A 24,676-nucleotide genomic window follows, 5' to 3' on the forward strand; every position below is an offset into this window, starting at 1 on the left:
GCTTTCAGGATTGCATGATTGGTTTCTCGGATTACACGGGTTACTCCGGCTGCACGGTTTGCGCAATGCTGGCCAACATGGCGCGCAAGCCGGGCAGGCCCGCCGCAATGGCGGCCCAGTCGGCGCAATCGGCGGCTTTTTCCAGCTCGCCGCACAGGGAGCGCAAGTCTGGTTCTTCCAGGTAGGCGGCGCTGCCCTTCATGCCGTGGAACAGGCGTCCCGCGGCATCGCTGTCCACCGCGGCAATGGCTTCATCGAGTTCCGCCAGGCGCGCCGGCAAGTCGGCCAGGAACGCGGCCCGCAGCCGCGCTTTCAACGGATCGTCATACTGGCCCGGCTGCGGACGTGGTGTCAGCGATGGCGACGGCAGCGCCACCGGCGCCACGCCAAACATGGTGTCCAGGTCTTCCAGCGTCGGCTGCGATGGTTCGCGCTGCGGCATCGGCGGCAAGGCTATGCCGCGCTGCAACTGGCGCTCGATGGCGCGCGAGAGCTGGTAATGCAGCGCCGCTTCATCGATCGGTTTGGTCAGGAAATCGTCCATGCCGGCCGCCAGGTAGCGGCTGCGGTCTTCTTCGCTGGCGTTCGCCGTCAGCGCAATGATCATCAATTCCTGGTCACGCACCGGCGCGCCATCCGGGCCGCCGGCGCGGATCAGGCGCGTGGCGCTCGGACCGTCCATTTCCGGCATGCGCCCATCCATCAGGATCAGGTCATAGCGGGTGCGCGCGCAGGCCGCCACCGCCAGCAAGCCATTGGCCGCGATGTCGGCCTTGTGGCCCAGGTCTTCGAGCATCATGCGGATGATGATCTGGTTGGTCGGGAAGTCTTCCGCGCACAGCACGCGCAATTGATGGCTGTGCGGTTCGCGCGGCAGGTGCGGCACCACCGGCGGCGCCACGCCTTCCTTGAGCGGGATTTCAAAGGTGAAGATGCTGCCGACGCCGGGCGTGCTCGCCACACTGATCTCGCCGCCCATCAATTCCACCAGCTGGCGGCAAATCGCCAGGCCCAGGCCGGTGCCGCCATAGCGCCGCGTGGTGGTGCTGTCGGCCTGCTCGAACTTCTGGAACAGGCGCGGCATGGCGTCCGGCTCGATGCCGATGCCGGTATCCTGCACCGTGAAGCGGATCAAATGGCAATCCTCGTCCAGGTTGGCGTCGCGCGCCATCTTTTCGACTTTCAGCCGCACTTCGCCGCGCTGCGTGAACTTGAAGGCATTGCCCACCAGGTTGACCAGCACCTGGCGCAGGCGCGTCGGGTCGCCCAGCACGAAGGTCGGCAAGCCGTCCGAGAAGTCCACCGAAAAACCGACCGAATAGGCGGCGGCTTGCTCCTCGAACAGGCTGGCCACGTTTTCCACCATGCCGGCCAGCGCAAAGTCGATGTTTTCAATCGTCAGCTTGCCGGCCTCGATCTTGGAAAAGTCCAGCAAGTCGTTGATGATGGCCAGCAGCGCCTGTGCGTTGGCCTGCGCCCGTTCGATCTGTTCACGGGTGACGTCGTGCAGCTTCTGGTCGCGCAGCGCGAAGCCCTGCATGCCGATCACGCCGGCCAGCGGCGTGCGCATTTCATGGCTCATGTTGGCCAGGAATTCGGATTTCTGGCGCGTCGCATCTTCCGCCTTTTGCTTGGCGTAGCGTAGCCGCTCTTCATTGTCCTGCAGCGCGCGGTTCGCTTGCGCCAGTTCATCCGTGTGCAGGCGCACCTGCGCCTGCTGCTGCATCAGCTGTTCCTGCGTGTCGCGCAATTCGCGCAGGGTTTCTTCCAGCCGCTGGTAGGCCATCGCATTATCCAGCGACACGGCGGCATACGCCGCCAGGGTTTGCAGCATGTCCAGGTGCACCTGGCGGTAGGCGTGCTTGTTGCGGCTCTGCACCGACAGCACGCCCACCACGCGGTCGTTGACCACCAGCGGCGTGTACAGCATCGATTGCGCGTATTCCGGATCGGAACCGTCGGCCAGCAGCGCAGGCTTCAGCTTGTCGAGCCCCGCCGGCCCCATATAGCGGCTGTACTCCGCGTAAAAATCGTTGATGAAGATATCGTGGCGGTGGAACAGGCACCACACGGCCAGCTGGTCCGGGTCGTCGACGCGGCGGCTGTATGGCAGGCTGCGCATGCCGCGCTCCATCGAGAACGGGAAATCGATGGTGCCGGTCTCTTCACGGTAAAACCCGACGCCGAACATGTCGGTGTCCATCAGGTGGCGCACGTGGCGGTACAGGGTGCGCATGGCCTTTTCGATGTCCAGCGTGGCCGCCATTTCCCGGCCGATTTCCGACAGCACGGAAATATTGCGGTGCGCCTGCTCCACCGCTTCTTTTTGCGATTCCACTTCCTGCTTCTGGCGCTCGGCGTCCATGCGGCGTTCTTCCGCTTCCGCGCGCTGGCCTTCGGCTTCCACGCGGCGCCGTTCCAGTTCGGTCTTTTGCTGTTGCAGCAGCGAGTTTTTCAACTCCACTTCGGCGGTGCGGAAATTGACTTCGCGTTCGAGGTTTTCCTTTTGCCACTGCAACTGGCGCATGCGCACCCGGTAAATGCCATAGGCGCTGCCCAGCAGCAGCGCGGCGATGCCGGCGCGGAACCACCAGGTTTTCCACACCGGCGGCAGGATCGTGATGGCCAGGGTGGCGGCATTGTCGTTCCACACCCCGTCCTTATTGGCGGCCTTGACGCGGAAAACGTAATGGCCCGGGTCAAGGTTGGTATAGGTGGCGAAACGCTTGCCCGCATCGGTCACCACCCAATCCTTGTCGAAACCCTGCAACTGGTACGCGTAGCGGTTGCGCTGCGGCCCGGCAAAGTGCAGCGCGGCGAATTCCAGGGAAAACACGGAATCCTGCTCACGCAGGGTAATTGCCTGGGTATGCTCGATCGCATGCTTGAGGATATTGCCGCCATCCTGCCCGGCGCGGATCGAACGGTTAAAGATCTGGAAGTCCGTGATCACGACAGACGGGGCGGCGCTGTTTTCCCGGATATCGTCCGGCGCAAACGCCGTCACGCCATTGAAACCGCCGAAATACATGGTGCCATCGGGCGTGCGCAACGCGGAATTGTCGAAGTACGCGCCCTCGATGGTGCCATCCGCGCCGCCGTAATTGCGCAAATGCCCGGAGTGCACTTTCAGGCGCGTGATGCCGGCGTTGGTGCTGATCCACAGGCGGCTGGCGTCATCTTCCAGGATCGCCGCCACCGCGTCATCGGCCATGCCATCGCGGCGCAGGTAGCGCTTGAAGCGCGCGCTGCCATCCGGCTGGAATTCCATGCGGTTCAGGCCCGCCGCCGTGCCGACCCACAGCACGCCGGTCTTGTCCTCATACAGGTAGTGCACCTCATCGTGCGACAGGCTGGCCGGGTCGCGCGGATCGTGGCGGAAGTGGCGGAATTTGCCGGTGTCGCGGTCCAGCAATCCCAGGCCGTTGAAGGTACCGACCCACAGCCGGCCCTTGCTGTCTTCCAGGACCGGACGCACCACATTGTCGGCCAGGCTGGCGGGATCGAGCGGGTCGTGCCGGAACGTGCGCACAGCCCCGGTCTTCGGGTCATAGCGGTGCAGGCCGCCGCGCGAGGCGATCCACAGCACGCCCTTGCTGTCGCCATAAATGCCGCGCAGGCTGTTGCTGTCCGGATCGCCATGCCATGGCTGGACGCGGGTGAATTTCTTCGTGGCCGGATCGAAGCGGCGCAAGCCATTGCGCCCGCCGACCCACAGGGTATTGGATTTGTCGCGCCACAGCGCCATCACCTGCGGATCGCGGGCATCGAGCGAGGCGCCGGCGTCGCGGAATATCTGGCCTTCACCGGTCTGCGGGTCGAACAGGGTCAGGCCGTCATTGCTGCCCAGCCAAAGCTTGCCATTGCCGGCGTCGACAATGGCGCGCACCTTGTTGTCGGACAGCGAATGCCCCCGCTCCGGATCGTGCACCAGGCGCGCAAAGCCGCCGCTGCCCAGGTCCACGCGCGACACGCCGTTATACCAGGTGCCGACCCACAGGGTGCCGAAGCGGTCGCGGTACAGCGACGAGACGTAATTATCGGCCAGGCTGTGCGGGTCCGACAGCTGGTGGCGGTATTGCACGAAGCGGCGCGCATCGGGACGCCAGCGGAACAGGCCTTCGGTCTGGCTGCCGGCCCATACCGTGCCTTCCATGTCCTGGTAAATCGCGGTGATCACGCCCGGTTTCAGGCCATCGGCTTCGCCCAGCCGGACCCGCTGCGGCTGGTCCGCCCCCGGCGCCAGCTTCCATTGCTCGATACTGCCCATGGTGCCGACCCACAAGGTGCGCTGCTGGTCCACGTGCAGCGACAGCACGGCTTCAAAGCGGGTATCCGGCGCCGCTTCAACGCGGAAATGGCGGAAACTTTGCGCGCCCGGCTCCAGCACATCGAGCCCGCTGGCGGTGCCGATCCACAGGCGGCCATCGGCATCGCGCGCCAGCGCATTGATCTGGTCATTACCCAGGCTGCCCGGCAAGCCGGCGTCGTGGTGCCAGAACTGGTAGCGCCCCGTCAGCGGATCGAGGTGCTGCAAGCCGTCCGAGGTGCCGATCCACAGCCCGCCCTCGCCGTCATCGACAATCGCGCGCACGTGGCGGTTGCCGTTGCCGCGCTTGGCCGGCTCCGTGGGCGGATAGTGGATGAAGGTCTGCGTCAGCGGGTCGTAGCGGTCCAGGCCACCGTCGGTGCCGATCCACATGCGCCCTTCGCGGTCGACGTGCAGCACGCGCACCCAGTTGTCGGTCAGGCTGCGCGGGTCCGACACGATATTGCGGAACGTGATGATGCGCGCGCCGTCATAGCGCGACAGGCCGGCCTGGCTGCCGAACCACATGAACCCCTGCCGGTCCTGCGCCACGGCCAGCACGGATTCCTGCGCCAGGCCGTCATCGACCGCCAGTTGTTCGAAGCGCAAGGTGCGCGGCGGCGCCGCGCCATGGGCCGGCGCCACCGGCAAGGCGGCGACTGCCGCCAGCGCAAGCGCGGCGGACATCAGCAATCGGCGGCAGAGGCGGCGTACAGGCGTCATGAATTGAAAAAGGCCAGCACGTCTTCCTTGCGCGCATGGGTGTCGCGCTGGCCGAGCTGGATTAACTCGCAAGTATACGTCGATTCGAACAACAGGTACGACGCCAGTGCCGCGCCGCGTGTTTCCGTCGCGCCGATCCCGGACAGCATGGTGCGGATTGGCGCCGGCAGGCTGCCGATATGGCGGGTGGCGATGTCGTCAAGCCGCTCGGACGGCGCGATCACCAGCAACTCCACCGGCCGCAGCGGCGTCTGCGACAGGTATTCCGGCGGCAGCAGCGACAAGGTCTTGTTGACGCGCGTGAGGCGCTCGATGTCCACCGCCAGGCTGTCGAGAAAGATCGACGACAGCGCATGGCCGGCGATTTGCGCCAGGCTGGGATAACGTGGCGCTTCGGTGCGCTGCATTGCAGGTTCCGTCAGGCGGCCCGCCCCCACCACCAGCACCTTGTCCGATCCCAGGTGGATCGCCGGTGAAATCGGCGCCAGTTGGCGCATCGAACCGTCGCCGCAGTACTCTTGCTGTCCGCCCAGGTACAGCGGCGTGGCGGGGAAAATAAACGGGATCGCCGACGATGCCAGCAGATGTTCGACACCGATCTGGTCTTGCAGCGCGATGCGCTGCATCCGCACCCACGGCGCCACTTCCGCCGTGGTCTGGTAAAACGTGATGTGCTGGCCGGAGGTGTAAGACGAGGCGGTGACGGCCAGCGCATGCAGCAAGCCTTCCTGCATCACCGTGTCCAGCCGCGGCAAATCGAGCATGCGGTGCAGCAGGCCCACCAATGGCGTGTTATCGAGCAGCGATTGCGGCGGCGCCGCGCGCCATTTGCGCAGCAGCCAGCCAAAGGACAGCAGCGACAGCCAGCGCGCGCCGGACCGGATCACGCCGAGCGAATCGGCGCGGTACACCTGCGCCACTTCCATCTCGGTCCAGACGTCCAGCAGCTTTTGCACCCCTTCGCCGAAATTGTCGGCGCGGCAGGCCAGCGCGGTGCCGTTGATGGCGCCGGCCGAGGTGCCGCAAATGATGTTGAACGGGCAGCGCGACGGCGGCCAGCCCTCTTCCCACAGGATTTCCGAGATCGCTTGCAGAACGCCGACCTGATAGGCGGCGCGCGCGCCGCCGCCGGTGAGGATCAGGCCAGTTTTCTTTTTCATTCCCATACGGACAGAGTATCAGGCTCAACTTTGTTTGGGCAATGGCAGCATGGCCACAAAGGCAACTTTTGTTACCCGCAGTATCTTTCAGGCGCCTCAGTCCCCTCTCAGTCCCCTTTCACCGCCCCTTCGCGGCGGGGATCGGCGCCGCCAAACCACACTTCCTTGCCCTCTTTTTTGACACGCATGATGCCCTGCAGACCGGAAGTCTGGTCGAACTGGCGCACGTCGTGTCCCCTCGCCTTCAATTCATCCACCACGGCCGGCGCGAAGCGGCCCGCTTCCAGTTCGGTCGGGCCATTGCGGCTGCCAAAATTGGGCAGGCTTATGGCTTGCTGCACGTCGAGCTTCCAGTCCAGGGTGCCGACCAGCACTTTGGCCACGTAATTAATGATGGCGGTGCCGCCCGGCGAACCGGTGGACAGCAACAGCTTGCGCGTCGCCTTGTCGAATACCAGGGTCGGTGACATGGCGCTGCGCGGACGCTTGCCCGGCTGCACCCGGTTGGCGATCGGGCCGTTCTCATCCTGCGCATCAAACGAAAAGTCGGTCAGCTGGTTATTGAGCAGGAAACCATCGACCATCTGGCGCGAGCCAAAGGCATCTTCCACCGACGTCGTCATCGACAGCACGGCGCCACTGGCGTCGGCCACGGACAGGTGCGACGTCGAGGGCCGCTCCGGCGCGGTATCGGCGCCCCACGCCACGGCCAGTCCGTCCGGCACGCCGTATTTCGCGCGGCCCATCGAGCGGCTGGAAATCAGGGCGGCGCGCTGCGCCAGGTAGCGCTTGTCGATCAGCGAGGCGATGCCCTTGCCCGGCAGCGGCACAAAGTCCGTATCGGCCAGGTAGCGATTGCGGTCGGCATAGGCCAGGCGCCCCGCTTCGGCAAACAGGTGCACGGCATCGGCGCCGACCTTGCCGTCGACCGGCGCGAATTTGTCGATGCCCTGGTGTTCCAGCACCCCCAGCATCTGGGCAATCGCGATGCCGCCCGACGATGGCGGCGGCATGCCGCACACGGTGTACGCCTTGTAATCGCTGCACACCGGGTCGCGCTCTTTGGCCTGGTACGAAGCGATATCCTGCACCGTCAACAGGCCGGGATTGGTGGCGTGCGACTGCACCTTGGCGGCAATGTCGCGCGCGATACGCCCACCATAGAAGGCGTCCGCGCCGCCGGCCGCGATCTCTTTCAGCGTGCGCGCCAGTTCCGGGTTTTTCAGCACATGGCCGACCGGCCACGGCTTTTTGTCCTTGTCATAGAAATACGCCGCGGCGACCGGGTCGCGCGCCAGGTATCTGTCGTAAGACAGCAGCGCATGCAGGCGCGGGCTGACGGCAAAGCCGTTCGATGCCAGCCGGATCGCCGGTTCGAACAATTTGGCCCACGGCAGCTTGCCGTGTTCCTTGTGCGCCATCTCCAGCATGCGCAGCACGCCGGGCGCGCCGGTCGAACGGCCGCCGATAATGCCGGATTCACGCGAGACGGCCTTGCCGTTCGCATCCTGGAACAGTTTTTCCGTGGCGGCGGCCGGCGCGGTTTCGCGGCCATCGTAAGCGCGCACTTTCTTGCCGTCGAAGTACATCAGGAAGGCGCCGCCGCCGATGCCGGACGATTGCGGTTCGACCAGGGTCAGCACCAGCTGGGTGGCAATGGCGGCGTCAATCGCCGCGCCGCCGGCTTTGAGCATCTGGTAGCCGGCGTCGGTCGCATGGGGATTGGCGGCGGCCACCATGGTTTTTTCCGCGATGACGCCTTGCCGGTCGGCGTAGCCGGTGGCGATTTCCGGCGCCCGTTCGGGCCCGCGCGCGTCCTGTGCGTAACAAATCGGGGCGGCCAGGGCGGCGGACAACACGGCAGCCAAAACAGCGGGCTGCGCCAGCGGATGCAACTTGAACATGCGGACACCATCGATTAATGAGGATGCCCGGCCTGAAGGCCCCGCACCCGTCGCACAAATAAAAACAGGCGCGCGGCCAGGACCGCGCGCCCGATAGCTCCGGCATCCTACCCCAAATCCCGCGCCCGGGAAATGGGAACCGTCCTGCGGGACGCGGTCCCGCGCTTTATTTTGGCTGCATGCGGATGGCGCCATCCAGGCGGATGGTTTCACCATTCATCATGACGTTTTCAATGATGGCCTTGGCCAGCATCGCGTATTCCACCGGTTTGCCGAGGCGCGGCGGGAACGGCACCATCTTGCCCAGCGCATCTTGCACTTCCGCTGGCATGCCCAGCAGCATCGGGGTTTCGAAAATGCCCGGTGCAATCGTCATCACGCGGATGCCGTTGCGCGACAGGTCGCGCGCCATCGGCAGGGTCATGCCGGCCACCGCAGCTTTCGAGGCGCCGTAAGCGGCCTGGCCGATCTGGCCATCGAATGCCGCCACCGACGCGGTGTTGATCAAGATGCCGCGCTCGCCGTGTTCGGCGCCTTCGGTCTTGCTCATCGCGTCCGCCGCCAGGCGGCACATATTGAAGGTGCCCACCAGGTTGATGTTGATGGTGCGCTGGAACAGGTCCAGCGGGTGCGGACCATCCTTGCCCACGGTTTTCACGGCCGGCGCCACGCCGGCGCAATTGACCAGGCCACGCAAGGTACCCATGGCGGTCGCGGCGTCCACCACGGCTTTGCCATCGGCTTCCGACGTCACGTCGCATTTGACGAACACACCGCCCAGTTCCGCCGCCAGCGCCTGGCCGGCTTCCACCTGCACGTCCGCCAGCACTACTTTACCGCCCGCTTCCACGATCATGCGCGCCGTGGCGGCGCCCAGGCCCGAGGCGCCACCGGTGATGATAAATACGTTGTCCTTGATTTGCATGCGAACTCCCCTCCATTAAAAATCCGGTTTGCAGAATTGATGCTTATTTACGTTTACGTAAACGTAATCTCTAATTGTAGCGAATTTCTTGCGACGACTGCAAAAATTGGGACGATCGTTCGCAAAATACGTGAATGGCATGCCATTGACGTTGCCGCAATTATTGGCAATGCACCCACTGCCCTTGCCGCGTGCACATCCGGCCGGACGGGTCCAGCACGATGTCGCCGGCGCCCGGCTGGTACAAGGTTCCATCCGCGCCCCGGCAACCGGCGATGCCGCACTGGTTCAGTGGCTGCACTGCGGGCGGCACACCTGGTGGCGCCGGTGTCGCCGTCCCTGCCGATGGCAAGGCGGCCATCGGCAGGGACGGCGCGACGCGCGGCGTCAGGGTTGGACGCCATTCAGGGCCGGGCTCACGCCGCTGCGGCTGCGATGGCGCCAATGGCGACTGCGGGACCGCCGGCTGCGCGCGCCGCTGGGCAAAATTGCGGGTAGGCGGCCTCCGGCATGGCTGCTGCACCAACCGCTGCCCGTCCGGCGCCAAGCGGCAGTAGGGCAAACGCCGGTATGCCTCGATGGCGGCAGGATCGGACTGCGCCGCCGAAGCAGCTGCCAGCAGCCAACTTCCCAGCAACAGGTATTTGAACATGTCGGGCTCCCGATACACGGCTCTATGATACGCCGCCCGTATCATGGCGCCGTACAGTCGGGCCCGTAATTCCCCTAGACAACTTTTCAAAAGAATAATATTATTTCATGGAAATAAACATTTCCAATTTACATAGAAAGGTTGTTTTGCATGAATTTGAAGTCCCTGCTTGCAAGTGTCATCTTCTTCGCTGCGGCCGCGCCAGCGGCCAATGCCGCCGTCGTCAGCATGCGCGCCACCGGCGCCGTGGAATATGGCTTCGACCAGCTCGGCCTGTTCGGCACCGCCGGCAGCGAATTGACCGGCAAGACCTTCACGCAAACGTTCAGCATCGACCTCGATAAGACGCAGCGTCATATCGACCGGGAATCGGATTATGCATACGAAACCGATGCGGACAACCCGATGGTCATCTCGACCACGATCAACGGATTGACCGCCACCCAAGCTGTCAATGGAAACGGTTCTTGGTTCCTCACCCTATGGAAAGGGTTAACTACCGGCTACCTCAACGGGGATACCTTGCATGCCGCCGCCTATGGCGAGACCGCGGAAACGGGTGGCAGGGTCGAGGCCCACTTTGGCGCAACAACGTACACCAACGCTTTTTTAGGCGCAGATGACTTGCTCACCAGCACCGTCAGCTTTGCTCCTGGTGACATTGTTAGTCAGGCCCTTGAGTGGAATTACACGGTGGGATATTTCATGACGCGCATTTATACCAACCATCTGGCGCTGATCGAGTTAAATCCTGAAAACCGCCAGCAGGTGCCGGAGCCGGCCACGGCCGGCCTGCTCGCCATCGGCTTGCTGGGCGCAGCCCTGACCCGCCGCCGCAAGCAACGCTGATGCGATTGTGCTGATGCACAGCGCGCAACTGCGCATCAGCCATACACTTACTTGGCCGGCTGCGCCGCCGGTACGGACGCCGAAGCTACGGTTGCGGGCAGCGCCGCTGGCGCAGGTACCGCAGCCGCATCACCCGGGGCAGATTGTACGGGTTCGGCCGGCGCCAGCACGGTCTGTGGCGGCATCGGTACCGGCCCCGGTGCGTGCACCGGGGCGGACGCATGCATCGGCACCGTTACCGACAGCCAGCCGGCCGCCGGCAACAGCGGCACGATCAGCAGCGCCACGATGTTGATGATCTTGATCAGCGGATTGACGGCCGGACCGGCGGTGTCCTTGTACGGGTCGCCCACGGTATCGCCCGTGACGGCCGCCTTGTGCGCATCGGAGCCCTTGCCGCCGAAATTGCCATCTTCGATGTATTTTTTTGCGTTATCCCACGCGCCGCCGCCGGTCGTCATGGAAATCGCCACGAACAGGCCGGTAATGATGGTGCCCATCAACAGGCCGCCCAGCGCGGCCGAGCCCAGCAACATCCCCACCGCCACCGGCACCAGCACCGGCAACAGCGAGGGCAGGATCATTTCGCGGATGGCCGACGCGGTCAGCATATCGACCGCCTTGTCATATTGCGGCTTGCCAGTGCCATCCATGATGCCCTTGATGTCGCGGAACTGGCGGCGCACTTCCACCACCACGGCGCCGGCGGCGCGGCCCACGGCTTCCATCGCCATGGCGCCAAACAGGTAAGGAATCAGGCCGCCGAGGATAAGGCCGACGATCACCATCGGGTTCGACAAGTCAAACGTCACGCTCTTGCCGACCGATTCCAGCGCGTGCGTGTAATCGGCAAACAGTACCAGCGCCGCCAGGCCGGCCGAACCGATGGCGTAGCCCTTGGTGACGGCCTTGGTGGTGTTGCCGACCGCATCGAGCGGGTCGGTAATGGCGCGCACGGATTCCGGCATGCCGGACATTTCCGCAATGCCGCCAGCATTGTCGGTGATCGGACCGTAGGCGTCGAGCGCCACCACGATGCCGGCCATCGACAGCATCGAGGTGGCGGCAATTGCGATGCCATACAGTTGGCCCAGCTGGTACGACACGAGGATGGCGGCGCACACGGCCACCACCGGCCAGGCGGTGGATTTCATCGATACGCCCAAACCCGCAATGATGTTGGTGCCATGGCCCGTGGTCGAGGCTTCCGCGATATGGCGCACCGGATGAAAGTCGGTGCCGGTGTAATACTCGGTGATGTACACCATCAGGCCCGTCAGCACGATACCGACCAGCGCGCAGCCCATCATTTTCATGCGCATCGCGTCGTCCGGCCACACTTGCCATGTCACGACGGCAAAGCCGATCAGCGACAGGCCGGCCGCCCACCACAGGCCGGTGTACAGCGCGGACATGATTTTCTTGCCGGGCTTGGCCTTGACCATGCCGCAACCGACGATGGAACCGAGGATCGACACCGCGCCCAGCAGCAGTGGATACACCATGGCCTGCGCCGACGCCGTGGTAAACATCAGCGCCCCCAGCAGCATGGTGGCGATCAGGGTCACCACATAGGTTTCAAACAGGTCGGCCGCCATGCCGGCGCAATCGCCGACGTTGTCGCCCACGTTGTCGGCAATCACGGCGGGATTGCGCGGGTCGTCTTCCGGGATACCGGCTTCGACTTTACCAACCAGGTCGGCGCCGACGTCGGCGCCCTTGGTGAAGATGCCGCCACCGAGGCGGGCAAAAATGGAAATCAGCGAAGCGCCAAAGGCCAGGCCGATCAACGGCTTGATGATGTCATGCGGCGTCCGGGCCGGGTTCGGGCCGCCGCTGCCGGCCAGGCTCATCAGCATCATATAGAACAGCACCACGCCCAGCAGGCCCAGTCCCACCACCAGCATACCGGTGATGGCGCCGCCTTTGAAGGCGACGTCGAGCGCTTCATTCATGCCTTTGGAAGCGGCTTGCGCGGTGCGCACATTGGCGCGCACCGACACGTTCATGCCGATGAAACCACAGGCGCCGGACAGCACGGCGCCGATCAGGAAACCCAGCGCCGTCTGCATATCGAGCAGCACGGCAATGGCAATCAGCAAGACGACGCCGACGATGCCAATGGTTTTGTATTGTCTTGCAAGGTAGGCGGCCGCCCCTTGTTGGATCGCTGTTGCGATTTCCTGCATGCGCGCATTACCGGCGTCCTGGCGCAAGATCCAACTGCGCGCCCATAAGCCATACACCACGGCGATCACGCCGCACGCCACTGCGAACCATAGGCTTGCCGTCATAGTTTCCCCTTCGTTTTGTAATCAAGCTCGACCACTACGTCACACGTAAGGGCCTATGCCGACAGATGCACAGGCCCACCAGGCTGCGTACTGCACATGCTGAAAACCGAAGTTGTTCTGAGTCTACCGCAAAGGTGGAAAAATAAGCAATTTGCGTTGCGTTTTATTCAAACCACGTGACGTTTTGCGCCAGATCAGAAAGCAAAAAACGGCGCCGCAGCGCCGTTTTGGATGATGCAAGGATCGATCGTCAGTGATCAGCTCGCCAGTGCGGCAAACGCGCGGTCGCGGATTTCTTCGACCGGGCCCAGGCCTTCGATCTTGCGGTACTTCGGTGCGCCCGGCGTGCCGGATTCGGCCCACTTGTTGTAGTAACCCAGCAGCACTTCAGTCTGGTTGTGATAGACGTCCAGGCGCTTCTTGACGGTTTCTTCCTGGTCGTCGTCGCGCTGCACCAGCTCTTCACCGGTCACGTCATCCTTGCCTTCGACTTTCGGCGGATTGAACTTCACGTGGTACACGCGGCCGGAGGCCGGGTGCGAACGGCGGCCGCTCATGCGCTCGACGATGGCTTCGTCCGGCACCGCGATTTCCAGCACATAGTCCACTGCCACGCCGGCGTCTTTCATGGCGTCCGCTTGCGCGATGGTGCGCGGGAAGCCGTCGAACAGGTAACCGTTGGCGCAATCCGCTTCTTTCAGGCGATCCTTGACCAGGCCGATGATGATGTCATCCGACACCAGTTGGCCCGCATCCATGACTTTCTTCGCTGCCAGACCCATTTCCGTGCCGGCCTTGATGGCGGCACGCAGCATGTCGCCGGTGGAGATCTGAGGAATGTTGTATTTTTCCTTGATGTAATTAGCTTGGGTGCCCTTACCGGCGCCGGGTGCTCCTAACAGAATGAGACGCATGAAAATTCCTGGATAATGAATTGAGAATTCGGTGGTATGTGTGCAAATGCTGCAAATGCTGCCGGTCTGTCTACCTTCGCCACGAAACTTACCACAAAAAGCAGCTTCTACGCCAGTTCGTGGCCAAATTTGCACGAAGAATGACGAAATGGCGCGCAGGTAAGGATGGTGTAAGACAATCGCTTCGGCATGGCTTATCACGTCCCCGCATCGTCGCTAAAACAGCCGTGATCCGGCCGGAATCCGGCCGTGATCAGCATGCAATCTGCTTTAACTCAGCCTTGGAACAGGCGCTGTACGCGCAGCAGGTCTTCCGGTGTATCGACCCCGGCGGCGGGCGCCTCGTCGGTCACGTGCACGGCAATCGGATAACCGTGCCACAGCACGCGCAACTGCTCGAGCGCTTCGATGGTTTCCAGCGGCGACACTGCCAGCGTGGGGTACGCCTGCAGGAAATCATTGCGGTAGGCATACAGGCCGATATGGCGCAGCGGCACATAGCCGGCCGGCAATGAGGCCTTGTCCACGGCGAATGCATCGCGCGCCCACGGAATGGTGGCGCGCGAGAAGTACAGCGCACGGCCTTGCTTGTCGAGCACGACTTTCACCACGTTGGGATTGAAGACCTCGGCCACGTCGTGCAGAGGGTGGGCGCAAGTGGACATTGGCACGCCGGCATTGATGCGGGCGGCGGCGGCGGCCAGCAGCGCTGGCTCGATCAGCGGTTCATCGCCCTGCAGGTTGACCACGACCTCATCCGGTCCCAGCGCCAGCGCGCGCGCCACTTCGGCAATGCGGTCGGTGCCGGACGGATGGTCGCTGCGGGTCATGCACACTTCCACGCCATGCGCTTCACAGGCGGCGCGGATCGATTCATGGTCGGTCGCCACGATGATGCGGGTGGCGCCGGACAGCGCCGCGCGCTCCGCCACGCGCACCACCATCGGCTTGCCGCCGAGGTCGGCCAGCGGCTTGTTCGGCAGCCGCGTGGACGCCAGGCGGGCCGGGATAATAACTGTAAATGCCATTATTCCGCCGGATCTTGCAAGGTACGGGCTTCATCCGCCCACATGATCGGAATCCCGTCACGGATCGGGTAAGCCAGGCGGTCGCCGCGGCAGATCAGTTCCTGGGCTTTCTTATCGTATTCCAAAGGCCCTTTGCAGACAGGGCAGACCAGGATATCAAGCAGTCGAGCATCCACGACATTTCTCCACTAATTGTTTTGCCAGCGCGGCATCGATGCGCGCGGACACGGGCACCACCCACAGGCGTGGATCGTCCCTGAATTCTTCAAGTTGGCGACATTTTACTGCATCCTTCTCGGTCATCAAGATCACATCGGCGGTCACGCCGTCGAATGGGCGATCGAGGAAATCATGGTGATCGGGCAATGGAATCTCCACCAAATCAAAGCCAACGCCCTTCAACATCGTGAAAAACCGCGCCGGATTGCCGATTCCGGCCGCAGCGGCCACGGTCCAGCCCTGCTGCCGGGCCCGCTCGGCCAGGGCCGCCAGCGGCATCGCCGCCGTGCCGGACAGGCGCTCCGCTTGGCCCGCTTCCAGCACCATCTGCAACGGTACGGTCACCGTGTTGTGCCGGCGGCCCCTGCCCCGCACTTGCGCAGCCAGGTCCGGCCCCAACTGCGGCGCATTGACCACCGTGACATCGCGCCGCCGCGACGGTTTTTCGCGCAGCGGGCCGGCCGGCAACAGCCAGCCATTCCCCACACCACGGCTGTCAAACAAGATGATTTCCACGTCGCGCTGCATGGCGTAATGCTGCAAACCATCGTCCGCCACCAGGATATCGACGTCCGGATGGGCCGCCAGCAGCGCCCTGCCCGCCGCCACCCGCTGCCGCCCCACCATCACAGGACACCCGGTGCGGGCGGCAATCAGCACCGGTTCGTCGCCCACCTCGCGCGGCGACGACGCCGCCGTCACCGGGCGGGGCCCCGACGCCTCGCTGCCAAAGCCGCGTGAAATCACGCCCGGCGTGAAGCCGGCGTCGCGCAGCGCCTGGACCAGCCAGATCGTCAGCGGCGTCTTGCCGGTGCCGCCGATATAAATATTGCCCACCACCACCACCGGGACCGGCAAGCGTTCGGATTTCAACATGCCGGCGCGGAACAGTTGCGCGCGCACGCCGGCGATCCCGCCAAACAGCACGGACACCGGCCACAGCGCGCAGGCCAGGGGGCCACGGCGCAGCCAGTTGCGGGTCAGGATCGATTCCAGCTTGGACGGTTCAGACATAAGGGTAGTGCCGCATCAGCGGATCAGCGGATCGCCGCGCACCCGGGAGGCAAGCCGCAAGGGCCTGGCACCCGGGTGCACTGGGATGAAAAGGTTGCGAAGGTGTGCGGTTATTTCGCCGTGCCGGTCTGGGCGGCAAACGTCAGCTTGTCGAAGCCCGCCAGGCGGGCCGCTTCCATCACGTTGACCACCATCTGGTGCATGGCGAACTGGTCGGCATTGATGATGACCACCGGCGCTTTCGCCGGATCATGGGCCGCCGCTTTCAGCGAGGCCGCCAGGCCCGCCACGTTCTGGAACGACACTGGCACGTTATTGACCGTGTAATTACCCTTGGCATCGATGGTGACATTGATTTCATTGGGGCGTTCCGCGGCCTTTTCCGCGTCGGCGGTTGGCAGCGTGATATTCAATTCCGTAAATTTGCTATAGGTGGTGGTCACCATCAGGAAGATCAGGATCACCAGCAACACGTCGATAAACGGAATCAGGTTGATTTCCGGATCTTCGCGCAAGCGCCCACGGCGGAAGTTCATGGCCATGGGTCAGTTCTTGCGCGAAAAGTGGACCACATCGACGAATTTCACGGCTTGCTGCTCCATCTCGATGACGAAACTGTCGACCAGCGCGCGGAAGTGGCGGTAAAACACCAGGGTCGGCATGGCGATCGCCAGGCCAAAACCGGTGTTATACAGCGCCACGGAAATACCATGCGCCAGTTGCGCGGGATTGGTGCCCGCCGCAGTTTGCGAACCAAAGATTTCAATCATGCCGACCACGGTGCCGAACAAGCCCATCAGCGGCGCCAGCGACGCGATCGTGCCCAGCGTGGTCAGGAACCGCTCCAGCGTATGGGCCACGCCGCTGCCGGATTCTTCTATCGCTTCCTTCATCACGTCGCGCGGCGCATCCACGTTGCGCAGCGCGGCCGACAACACCACACCCAGCGGCGAACTCTGTTCCAGTTTCTGGATCACGTCCGGCGTGATCTTGCCGCCACGGTACACGCCCACCACTTCGTCAAACAGTTGGCGGGGCAGGATGCGCGTGCGGCGCAAGTACATCAGGCGTTCAATAATCAGGGCGGTGGCGACGATGGAAGCGATCAGCAGCGGCCAGATGGGCCAGCCTGCGGCTTGGATGATTGCGAGCAAATGAAACTCCTGGGGATTAGTTGCAGCGGTTGCAGCGGCAAGTTGCCTAAACGCGCAATGTAGCGTGTTGCCGCCCTGTCGGCAAGTGATCCAAGGTCCTGTCATTCATGAAACTGTGCATTCTGCACATTTTCTGTGGAGAAAAATGTGCACAAGCACCGGAACACCATGTTAAGCCATTGATTTTAAATGGTTTAATTCCGTCGATTAAAAAACAGGCAGCAAACCCGCTCTACCGGGCTCGCGGCAACTGTGCAGTTCTCCCCACATTCTGTTGATAAGATTGTGAGCAATAGCCTTGTTGCACAGAAAACCCCTTGATTCATAAGCGTTTTCTATCCACGCACAAAAATTTTGCACAGGCATGTTTTCCCCACCGAAATAGCGGCTTTTCCCTGTTTCCGCCATGGCTCCGGCGACGAATGGGGACAAGTTCCGCATTCTGCACAGAAACTGTGGACAAGATTGTTAGCAAGGCCAAGATTAAAGCATAAGCCATTGATTTTAAATGATATTTATCACATGCTCAAAAATTAATCAAAAAGAGATCCGCTCCACCGCTGTCGCGCTGGTGCACTTCTGCACACATTGTGTGGATAAAATTGTGAGCAATGCCCGGAACTGCACCCTATGCCATTGATTTGTAATGTTTTTATTGTTGCGCACAAAATTTAAGCAGTGCCGGGAACTGCCCGTACCGCGCAAAGTTCTGCACATCTTCTGTGGATAAAATTGTGAGCAAACACCACTTCCACCATGCAAGTAATTGATTTAAAACGATAAAATTTCCATGAGTAAATTTTCAGCACGACTATACTTATCCGCCCCGCAGTGCAACATGGCCCAGGAAAGTTCCACACAATTTATGTGGATAACTTTGTGCGTAACCACCTGACGTTACCGTAAAGTACTTGATCTATAAGGATTTTCCTGAAATGCTCACGAATGAAGCATCGATAATTCGCTTTAATAATCAAGTGGTTAGAAAAAAGACTTGCCAGAGTAAGTCATATATGACATAAGCATGACCCCAGAAAAAATTTGTGGACAGCTTTCTTTCCCCGAACCATGACTTATCCCGATAACCAGGCCGCCGTCAGCGGCGTCATCACGGTTTCCGCCCTCAACCAGGCGGTTGGCCGCATGCTCGAGCGCTCGTTTCCCCTGACGTGGATATCCGGGGAAATCTCGAACTTTACCCGCGCCAGTTCCGGCCACTGGTATTTCACCCTGAAAGATGACGCGGCCCAGGTGCGCGCGGTCATGTTCCGGGGCCGGGCGCAATATGCCGGCTTTGTGCCACGCGAAGGCGACAAGGTCGAGGTGCGGGCGCTGGTGACCTTGTATGCGCCACGGGGCGATTACCAGATCAATGTGGAAGCCATCCGCCGCGCGGGTGTCGGGCAATTGTTTGAAGCGTTCCTGCGGCTCAAGGAAAAACTGGGCGCGGCCGGCCTGTTCGACCAGGAACGCAAACGGGCGCTGCCCATGTTCGCCCGCACCATCGGCATCGTCACCAGTGCGCAAGCGGCCGCCCTGCGCGATGTGCTGACAGCGCTTGCGCGGCGCGCGCCCCACGTGTCGGTGATTGTTTACCCGACGCTGGTACAGGGTCAGTTGGCGGCGGAGCAGATTGCCGCCGCCATCAATACCGCCTCGCGCCGCGCCGAATGCGACGTCCTGCTGGTCTGCCGGGGCGGCGGCAGTATTGAAGATTTATGGTGTTTCAATGATGAAGCGGTGGCGTATGCGATCGCCAATTGCGCCGTGCCGGTGGTTTCCGGTGTCGGCCACGAGACCGATTTCACCATTGCCGACTTTGCGGCGGACTTGCGGGCCGCCACGCCCACCGCGGCCGCCGAACTGGCCGCCACGCCGCGCGCCGACTGGCTGGCGTCGCTGCGCACCGATGCCACGGACTTGAAACGCGCGATGCGGCGCCGGCTGGACGATGCGCAGCAAACGCTCGATGGCCAGGCGCGCCGCTTGCTGAGTCCTGCCGCGCAAATCCGCCAGCAACGCACCCGCCTGCAAGCGCACGCGATGGCGCTGACCCATGCCAACCGCGCCCCGGTGCGCCAGGCCCGCGTGGCGTTTGACAAACTCCAGGCGCGCTGGTCAGCCTGCCGCCCGGATCCGGCCAACCTGCGCGCGCAGCTCGATGCGCTGGGTCGCCGCGCCGCGCTGGCCAGCGGCCGCCAGCGCGAGCAGCGGCGCGACAGCCTGAACGCGCTGGCGGCCCAGCTGGAATTGCTCAATCCCCAGCGCACACTGGAGCGCGGCTATGCCATCGTCACCGACAACAGCGGCGCGATCGTGCGCGCGCCGGGGCAGTTGCAGCCCCACACCACCGTTTCCGTCCGGCTGGCGCAAGGCAGCGCGGACATCGGCATCGCGTCGGTGCAACCATCGCTGGGATGAAAACCATACGCTGGCGCCAATAATGGGCATTCCAAGCGCCACGCCACGCGAAGGTTTACAATAGTGGACGTTTCAGCAAAAATGCCTTTCTGACTCAACCATAAGGAACTCACATGGAACATACCCTGCCGGCCCTGCCGTATGAAATGGACGCCCTGGCGCCACACATCTCCAAAGAAACGCTGGAATACCACTACGCCAAGCACCACCAAGCGTATGTCACCAACCTGAACAACCTGATCAAGGGCACCGAGTTCGAAAACCTGTCCCTGGAAGAAATCGTCAAGAAATCGTCCGGCGGCATTTTCAACAACGCGGCCCAGGTATGGAACCACACCTTCTACTGGAACGGCCTGAAGCCAAACGGCGGCGGCGCTCCAACCGGCGCGCTGGCTGACGCCATCAACGCCAAGTGGGGTTCGTTCGACAAGTTCAAGGAAGAATTCACCAAGTCGTGCGTTGGCAACTTCGGTTCGTCCTGGACCTGGCTGGTGAAAAAGGCCGACGGTTCGGTTGACATCGTCAACACCTCGAACGCCGCCACCCCGCTGACCACCGATGCCAAAGCGCTGATCACCTGCGACCTGTGGGAACACGCGTACTACATCGACTACCGCAACCTGCGTCCGAAGTACGTTGAAAACTTCTTCGCGCTGGCAAACTGGGACTTCGCAGCACAGAACTTCGCCTGATCGTTCTGCGCTGATATGAAAAAAGCCGGCACTGCCGGCTTTTTTTACGTCCTGTGACGACGCACTACCCTGCCTGCAGCGTCTTGACCGTCCGGACTTCGCTCTTTTCCCCCGCGCCGGAATTGCTGAAACGGCGTTCCTGCCGCACCGTCATCAGCCGGTCGCCCGCCAGCGCATAGGTACTGCGTACTTCCTGCCGGAATTCAAAGCTCACCACGACATAAGCCCGGCCCGAGCCGTGCCAGTTCAGGTGACTGGCCAGCGGCGTGCCATCCTGTCCGATCCAGACGTCCAGGGCGCCATCGAATTCCTTGACGTACTTGCGTTCGCGGTCGCTGAGCACTTTGGACGGGACCACAAACGTCAGCTGGCGCGCCGGCTTGCCCTGCCATTCAACGTTTTTTTCCACCTTGAACGTGGCGCGCTCGATATCGCGCGCCAGGTTTTCCGCCGCCGACACCATCGGCCGCAAATCATCGGGGCCCATTTCCTTCAGTGCATACAGGGCCGGGGTTTTCGCGTTGGGATTTTTCGCCACCGCCAGCTGGTCGGCATCCATCCGCGCCAGCAAATCACGGCCATATTGCAGCCGCAAGCCCTGCGCGCCATCCTCCACCTGCACCGACGCGCTGCCCGCATATTCATCGGATTCGCTGCCCTCGCCCATCCTGCGCGTGGTTTCCGCTTTCAGCACGCCCTTGACCGGGTTGCTGGCATGCAGGCGCTGCAGCGCGCCTTTCAAGTCCGCCAGGCCGTCGGCATGCGCCGTCCCGGCCAGCAACGTCGTGCCCAGCAGCGTGGCGCCCAGCAGCGCCGAGCGGTTCACGCGCATAACGCCTCCGCCGCCGGGTGCAATTCGCCGGACAGGCGGCCTGCCGCCATCGTCACGATGCGGCCGCAGCGCGCGGCAATCGCGGGATCATGGGTGACCAGCACCAGGGTCGAACCGCGCTCGCGGTTCAAGGCAAACATCAGTTGCATGACGGCTTCGCCGGTCGCGGCATCGAGGCTGCCGGTCGGTTCATCGGCAAACAACAGCGGCGGTTCGGAGACAAACGCGCGCGCCAGCGCCACACGCTGCTGTTCGCCGCCGGACAGGAATTTCGGATAGTGCTTCAGCCGGCTGCCCAGTCCCACCCGTTCCAGCATGGCTTCGGCTTTGGCGCGGGCCGCGCTGTCGCCGCGCAATTCCAGCGGCAGCATGACATTTTCCAGCGCCGTCAAATGCGGCAATAGCTGGAACGACTGGAACACAAAGCCCAGGCGCGCCTGGCGGAACTGGGCGCGGCCATCTTCGTCGAGCGCGAAGATATCGGTCTGCGCCAGTTTCACGGTGCCGGAGCTCGGCGTGTCGAGGCCGGCCAGGATGCCCAGCAAGGTGGATTTGCCGGAACCGGAAGCACCCACAATCGCCACGGTTTCCCCGGCCGCCACGGAAAAGCCGACGTTGTCGAGGATGGTCAGTTCGCCGGTGGCATCCGTCACCCGCTTGCCCAGCTCGCGTACTTCAATGATGTTTTGCATATCGCTTCCTATAGTGAGGATGCCCGGCCTAAAGGCCCGGCACCCGTTGCCAACCTTGAGGATGCCCGGCCTGAAGGCCCGGCACCCATTGCCAACCTTGAGGATGCCCGGCCTAAAGGCCCTGCACCCATTGCCAACCTTGAGGATGCCCGGCCTGAAGGCCCTGCACCCGTTGCCAACCTTGAGGATGCCCGGCCTGAAGGCCCTGCACCCGTTGCTAACCTTGAGGATCCCCGGCCCAAAGGCCCGGCACCCATTGCTAACCTTGAGGATCCCCGGCCCAAAGGCCCGGCTCTCGTTGTTTAACATTGCCGCAGCGAGCGTAGCGGCGGTTGATTCAATACTTGGCGCAAGCCCGGCCAGCCGCCTGCCAGCGCGCATAACACGCCCGCGGCGATGCCCGCCGGCCAGACCATGGGTGACCAGCCCCATGTGAGGTCGAAAACCCAGTGTGCAAGCGCCCAGCCGCCGAAACTGGCGCCCAGCGCCGCCAGCAGTCCGGCCAGGGCGCCGGTCAGCGCCAGTTCGATCGCTTGCGCCCGCGACAACTTGCTGCGCGTGGCGCCCAGCGCGCGCAGCAGCGCCGCCTGGCCGGTACGGGCATCCTGGCTGCCGGCCAGCGCCGCATACAGCACCAGCACGCCCGCCGCCAGCGTGAACACGAACAGGAACTCTACGGCGGACGTGGCCTGTTCCAGCGCGCGCTGCATTTGCCGCACGAAATAGCCGATGTCGACCAGGCTGATATTCGGGTATTCGCGCGCCAGCGCGCCGAGGGCGCGGTCCCCTTCCGGCGCATGGAACATCGTCACATAGGTGGCGGGCATGTCCGCGGCGGCGGCGGGATTCAACACGAAATCAAAGCTGGGGGTGCGCTGGCGCCAGTTGATCTTGCGGATACTGGTCACTTGCGCCTGCAGCGGCAAGCCGCCGATGTCGAACGCCAGCATGTCGCCGGGCTTGAGCTTGAAGCGCTGCGCGGCCTGCTCGCCCACCGACACCTGCGGCGCCGTCTCACCGCCGGCAAACCACTGCCCCTGCACCACGGTGCTGGCTGCAGGCAGGCTGGCGCTGGCCGACAGGTCGGCTTCCACGGCCTGCGCCTTGCCCTCGCCGGCTGCGCCAGCTTCACCGTCGCGCGCGGGCTTGCCATTGATTTCCAGCAGCCGGCCCCGGATCGACGGATGCAGTTGCGGCGCACCGTAGACCTGCAAGCGCCGCGCGAGCGCATCGTGCTGGTCCGGCTGGATATTAAAGACAAACTGGTTGGCGGCGCCGGCCGGCACCGATGCGCGCCACGCCGCGTGCAAGTCGCTGCGCACCACGGTCAACAGCAGCAGCGCCATCAAGCCGATCGCCAGCGCCACCGCCTGCGCCACGGTGGCGCCGCCGTGGCGGCGCAGCGACACCGTCGCCAGTCCCCAGGCGGTGGCGGCGGAACCGGGGCCAAGCCGTCCCAGCAACGCCAGCGCCAGCCATGCCACCGTGGCAAACACACCACCGGCCAGCAACACGCCCAGCGCGGCGCCGATACCGAGCATGGCGTCGCCGGCGGTCCACAACAGCAACCCGGTGAACGCGGCGCCGCCCAGCGCGAATGCCGCCACGGTGGCGCCACGCGGCGCCGTGGTTTCACGCCGCAACAGCCGCACATGCGACACGCCCCGCATTTGCAGCAGCGCCGGAAGCGCAAATCCCGCCAGCGCCACTTGCGCCGCAACGAACCCTTGCACGGCCGGCTGCCAGCCCGGCGCGGGCAGCGTGGATGGCAGCATGCCGCCCAGCCAGTGCAGCAGCGCCAAGTGGCTGGCATAGCCCAGCGCCACGCCCAGCACGCCGCCGGCCAGGCCGACCAGTGCAAATTCCAGAACGTGCAACATCAACACCTGCCCTTCGCGCAAGCCCAGGCAGCGCAGCATGGCGCAGGCATCGAGGTGGCGCAGCAGGTAGCGGCGCGTGGCCATGGCAATCGCCACCGCCGCCAGGATCGCGGCCAGCACACTGGCCAGCGACATGAAACCGCGCACCTTGTCGAGGATCTCCGCCAGGTCGCGCCCCGCATCCTGCGCGGTCTGCACGGTGATGCCGGCGGCTTTGGCGTCCTTCACATGGCGTCCGAATTCCGCCACCGCGTCCGCCGCACCGGCCACCAGCAGCGTATGGCGTGCCCGCGCGCCGGGTTGCATGACGTCCGTCGCCGGCAAATCGGCGGCGGCGATCATGGCGCGCGGGGCAAAGGAGACCGGCGATGGGCGCCGGTCCGGCTCCACCGCAATCACGCCGGCAATCGTAAAATCGGCCGCGCCGATGCGCAGCACCTGGCCAATACCGCTATCGAGGCGCGCGGCGGCGGCGGCGTCGATCCACACGGTGCCGCGCGCCGGGCCGCCCTGCGCCAGGATTGGGGCGCCGTCGGCGCCGCGCAATTGCACACTGCCGCGCAGCGGATAGCCTGGTTCCACGGCTTTCAGCGAGACCAGCGTGGCATGGCCGCCGGCCGACGCCATGCCGGCCATGGCGCTGGTGGCGGCGGTCCGCAAGCCGCGCCGACGGGCTTCATCGCGCCAAGCTGGCGCCAGCGGCACATCCGACGACACGGTGATATCGGCCGCCAGCAGGGCCGAGCTGTCTTCCAGCATGCCGGCGCGCAAGCGGTCGGCAAAAAAGCCCACGGCGGAAATCGCCGCCACCGACAGCACCAGCGCCGCCAGCAGCAGCCGCAATTCTCCCGCGCGCCAGTCGCGCAACGCCATTTTGAGGGCCAGCCTGAACATTCCGTCTCCAGTCAAGGGGAAAACGCAAGGTTACCCACCGTGGCTGAAGATTGTATGAGGCATGCGACGAACAGCACACTGGCGCGACGAACGGCAATATGCGTGCAAGAACCCGGCGGA

The 24,676-nt window shown here is 63.6% G+C and carries 18 protein-coding genes; 3 read left to right on the forward strand and 15 right to left on the reverse strand.

All coding sequences use genetic code 11. The annotated features are described in order from the left end of the window. Positions 1-40: 40 nt before the first annotated feature. From AC1RRC_RS08310 to AC1RRC_RS08330, 5 genes are all read right to left on the reverse strand, one after another. Positions 41-4,996, reverse strand: a complete 4,956-nt coding sequence (locus tag AC1RRC_RS08310; RefSeq protein ID WP_493054815.1) for a two-component regulator propeller domain-containing protein — start codon at positions 4,994-4,996, stop codon at positions 41-43. A 32-nt stretch (positions 4,997-5,028) separates the two neighbouring features. Beyond that, entirely contained in the window at positions 5,029-6,198 is a 1,170-nt protein-coding gene (locus AC1RRC_RS08315; protein ID WP_493054816.1) for a patatin-like phospholipase family protein, read from the reverse strand. 101 nt (positions 6,199-6,299) lie between these two features. Continuing rightward, positions 6,300-8,096, reverse strand: coding sequence for a gamma-glutamyltransferase (gene ggt, locus AC1RRC_RS08320; RefSeq protein WP_493054817.1), 1,797 nt, complete (start codon positions 8,094-8,096; stop codon positions 6,300-6,302). Between the two features lie 166 nt (positions 8,097-8,262). Further along, positions 8,263-9,021: a 3-hydroxyacyl-CoA dehydrogenase gene (locus AC1RRC_RS08325; protein WP_493054818.1), complete on the reverse strand. Its 759-nt coding sequence runs from the start codon at positions 9,019-9,021 to the stop codon at positions 8,263-8,265. A 160-nt stretch (positions 9,022-9,181) separates the two neighbouring features. Next, positions 9,182-9,673: a hypothetical protein gene (locus tag AC1RRC_RS08330; RefSeq protein ID WP_493054819.1), complete on the reverse strand. Its 492-nt coding sequence runs from the start codon at positions 9,671-9,673 to the stop codon at positions 9,182-9,184. Positions 9,674-9,823: 150 nt separating this feature from the next. Between AC1RRC_RS08330 and AC1RRC_RS08335 the strand changes: the two genes are divergently transcribed. After that, a complete protein-coding gene (locus tag AC1RRC_RS08335; protein ID WP_493054820.1) occupies positions 9,824-10,522 on the forward strand; it encodes a PEP-CTERM sorting domain-containing protein in 699 nt (232 codons plus the stop codon). A 47-nt stretch (positions 10,523-10,569) separates the two neighbouring features. Here the strand turns inward: AC1RRC_RS08335 and AC1RRC_RS08340 are convergent, their stop codons facing one another. The 7 genes from AC1RRC_RS08340 to AC1RRC_RS08370 form a co-directional block, all read right to left on the reverse strand. Then, positions 10,570-12,816, reverse strand: a complete 2,247-nt coding sequence (locus tag AC1RRC_RS08340; RefSeq protein WP_493054821.1) for a sodium-translocating pyrophosphatase — start codon at positions 12,814-12,816, stop codon at positions 10,570-10,572. Between the two features lie 257 nt (positions 12,817-13,073). Further along, positions 13,074-13,730, reverse strand: coding sequence for an adenylate kinase (gene adk / locus AC1RRC_RS08345; protein ID WP_493054822.1), 657 nt, complete (start codon positions 13,728-13,730; stop codon positions 13,074-13,076). A 275-nt stretch (positions 13,731-14,005) separates the two neighbouring features. Then, a complete protein-coding gene (gene kdsB, locus AC1RRC_RS08350) occupies positions 14,006-14,758 on the reverse strand; it encodes a 3-deoxy-manno-octulosonate cytidylyltransferase (protein ID WP_493054823.1) in 753 nt (250 codons plus the stop codon). Next, entirely contained in the window at positions 14,758-14,934 is a 177-nt protein-coding gene (locus AC1RRC_RS08355; protein WP_493054824.1) for a Trm112 family protein, read from the reverse strand. Before AC1RRC_RS08355 ends, kdsB begins: the two co-directional genes overlap by 1 nt. Further along, a complete protein-coding gene (gene lpxK / locus AC1RRC_RS08360; RefSeq protein WP_493054825.1) occupies positions 14,915-15,991 on the reverse strand; it encodes a tetraacyldisaccharide 4'-kinase in 1,077 nt (358 codons plus the stop codon). Before lpxK ends, AC1RRC_RS08355 begins: the two co-directional genes overlap by 20 nt. 110 nt (positions 15,992-16,101) lie before the next feature. Next, positions 16,102-16,527: an ExbD/TolR family protein gene (locus AC1RRC_RS08365; RefSeq protein ID WP_493055506.1), complete on the reverse strand. Its 426-nt coding sequence runs from the start codon at positions 16,525-16,527 to the stop codon at positions 16,102-16,104. A gap of 9 nt (positions 16,528-16,536) precedes the next feature. Further along, positions 16,537-17,145: a MotA/TolQ/ExbB proton channel family protein gene (locus AC1RRC_RS08370; protein ID WP_493054826.1), complete on the reverse strand. Its 609-nt coding sequence runs from the start codon at positions 17,143-17,145 to the stop codon at positions 16,537-16,539. 1,068 nt (positions 17,146-18,213) lie between these two features. On the opposite strand from AC1RRC_RS08370, the gene xseA reads away from it, so the two are divergent. Continuing rightward, positions 18,214-19,566: an exodeoxyribonuclease VII large subunit gene (gene xseA, locus AC1RRC_RS08375; RefSeq protein WP_493054827.1), complete on the forward strand. Its 1,353-nt coding sequence runs from the start codon at positions 18,214-18,216 to the stop codon at positions 19,564-19,566. 113 nt (positions 19,567-19,679) lie between these two features. After that, positions 19,680-20,258, forward strand: coding sequence for a superoxide dismutase [Fe] (sodB, locus tag AC1RRC_RS08380; protein ID WP_493054828.1), 579 nt, complete (start codon positions 19,680-19,682; stop codon positions 20,256-20,258). Positions 20,259-20,322: 64 nt separating this feature from the next. Here the strand turns inward: sodB and AC1RRC_RS08385 are convergent, their stop codons facing one another. From AC1RRC_RS08385 to AC1RRC_RS08395, 3 genes are all read right to left on the reverse strand, one after another. Next, positions 20,323-21,090, reverse strand: coding sequence for a hypothetical protein (locus tag AC1RRC_RS08385; RefSeq protein WP_493054829.1), 768 nt, complete (start codon positions 21,088-21,090; stop codon positions 20,323-20,325). Next, positions 21,081-21,782 (reverse strand): ABC transporter ATP-binding protein, encoded by a 702-nt coding sequence (locus AC1RRC_RS08390; RefSeq protein WP_493054830.1) that lies wholly within the window; start codon positions 21,780-21,782, stop codon positions 21,081-21,083. Before AC1RRC_RS08390 ends, AC1RRC_RS08385 begins: the two co-directional genes overlap by 10 nt. A gap of 302 nt (positions 21,783-22,084) precedes the next feature. Beyond that, a complete protein-coding gene (locus AC1RRC_RS08395; protein WP_493054831.1) occupies positions 22,085-24,556 on the reverse strand; it encodes an ABC transporter permease in 2,472 nt (823 codons plus the stop codon). Positions 24,557-24,676: the final 120 nt, after the last annotated feature.

The organism is Pseudoduganella sp. GW821-FHT12E03, assembly GCF_058807115.1.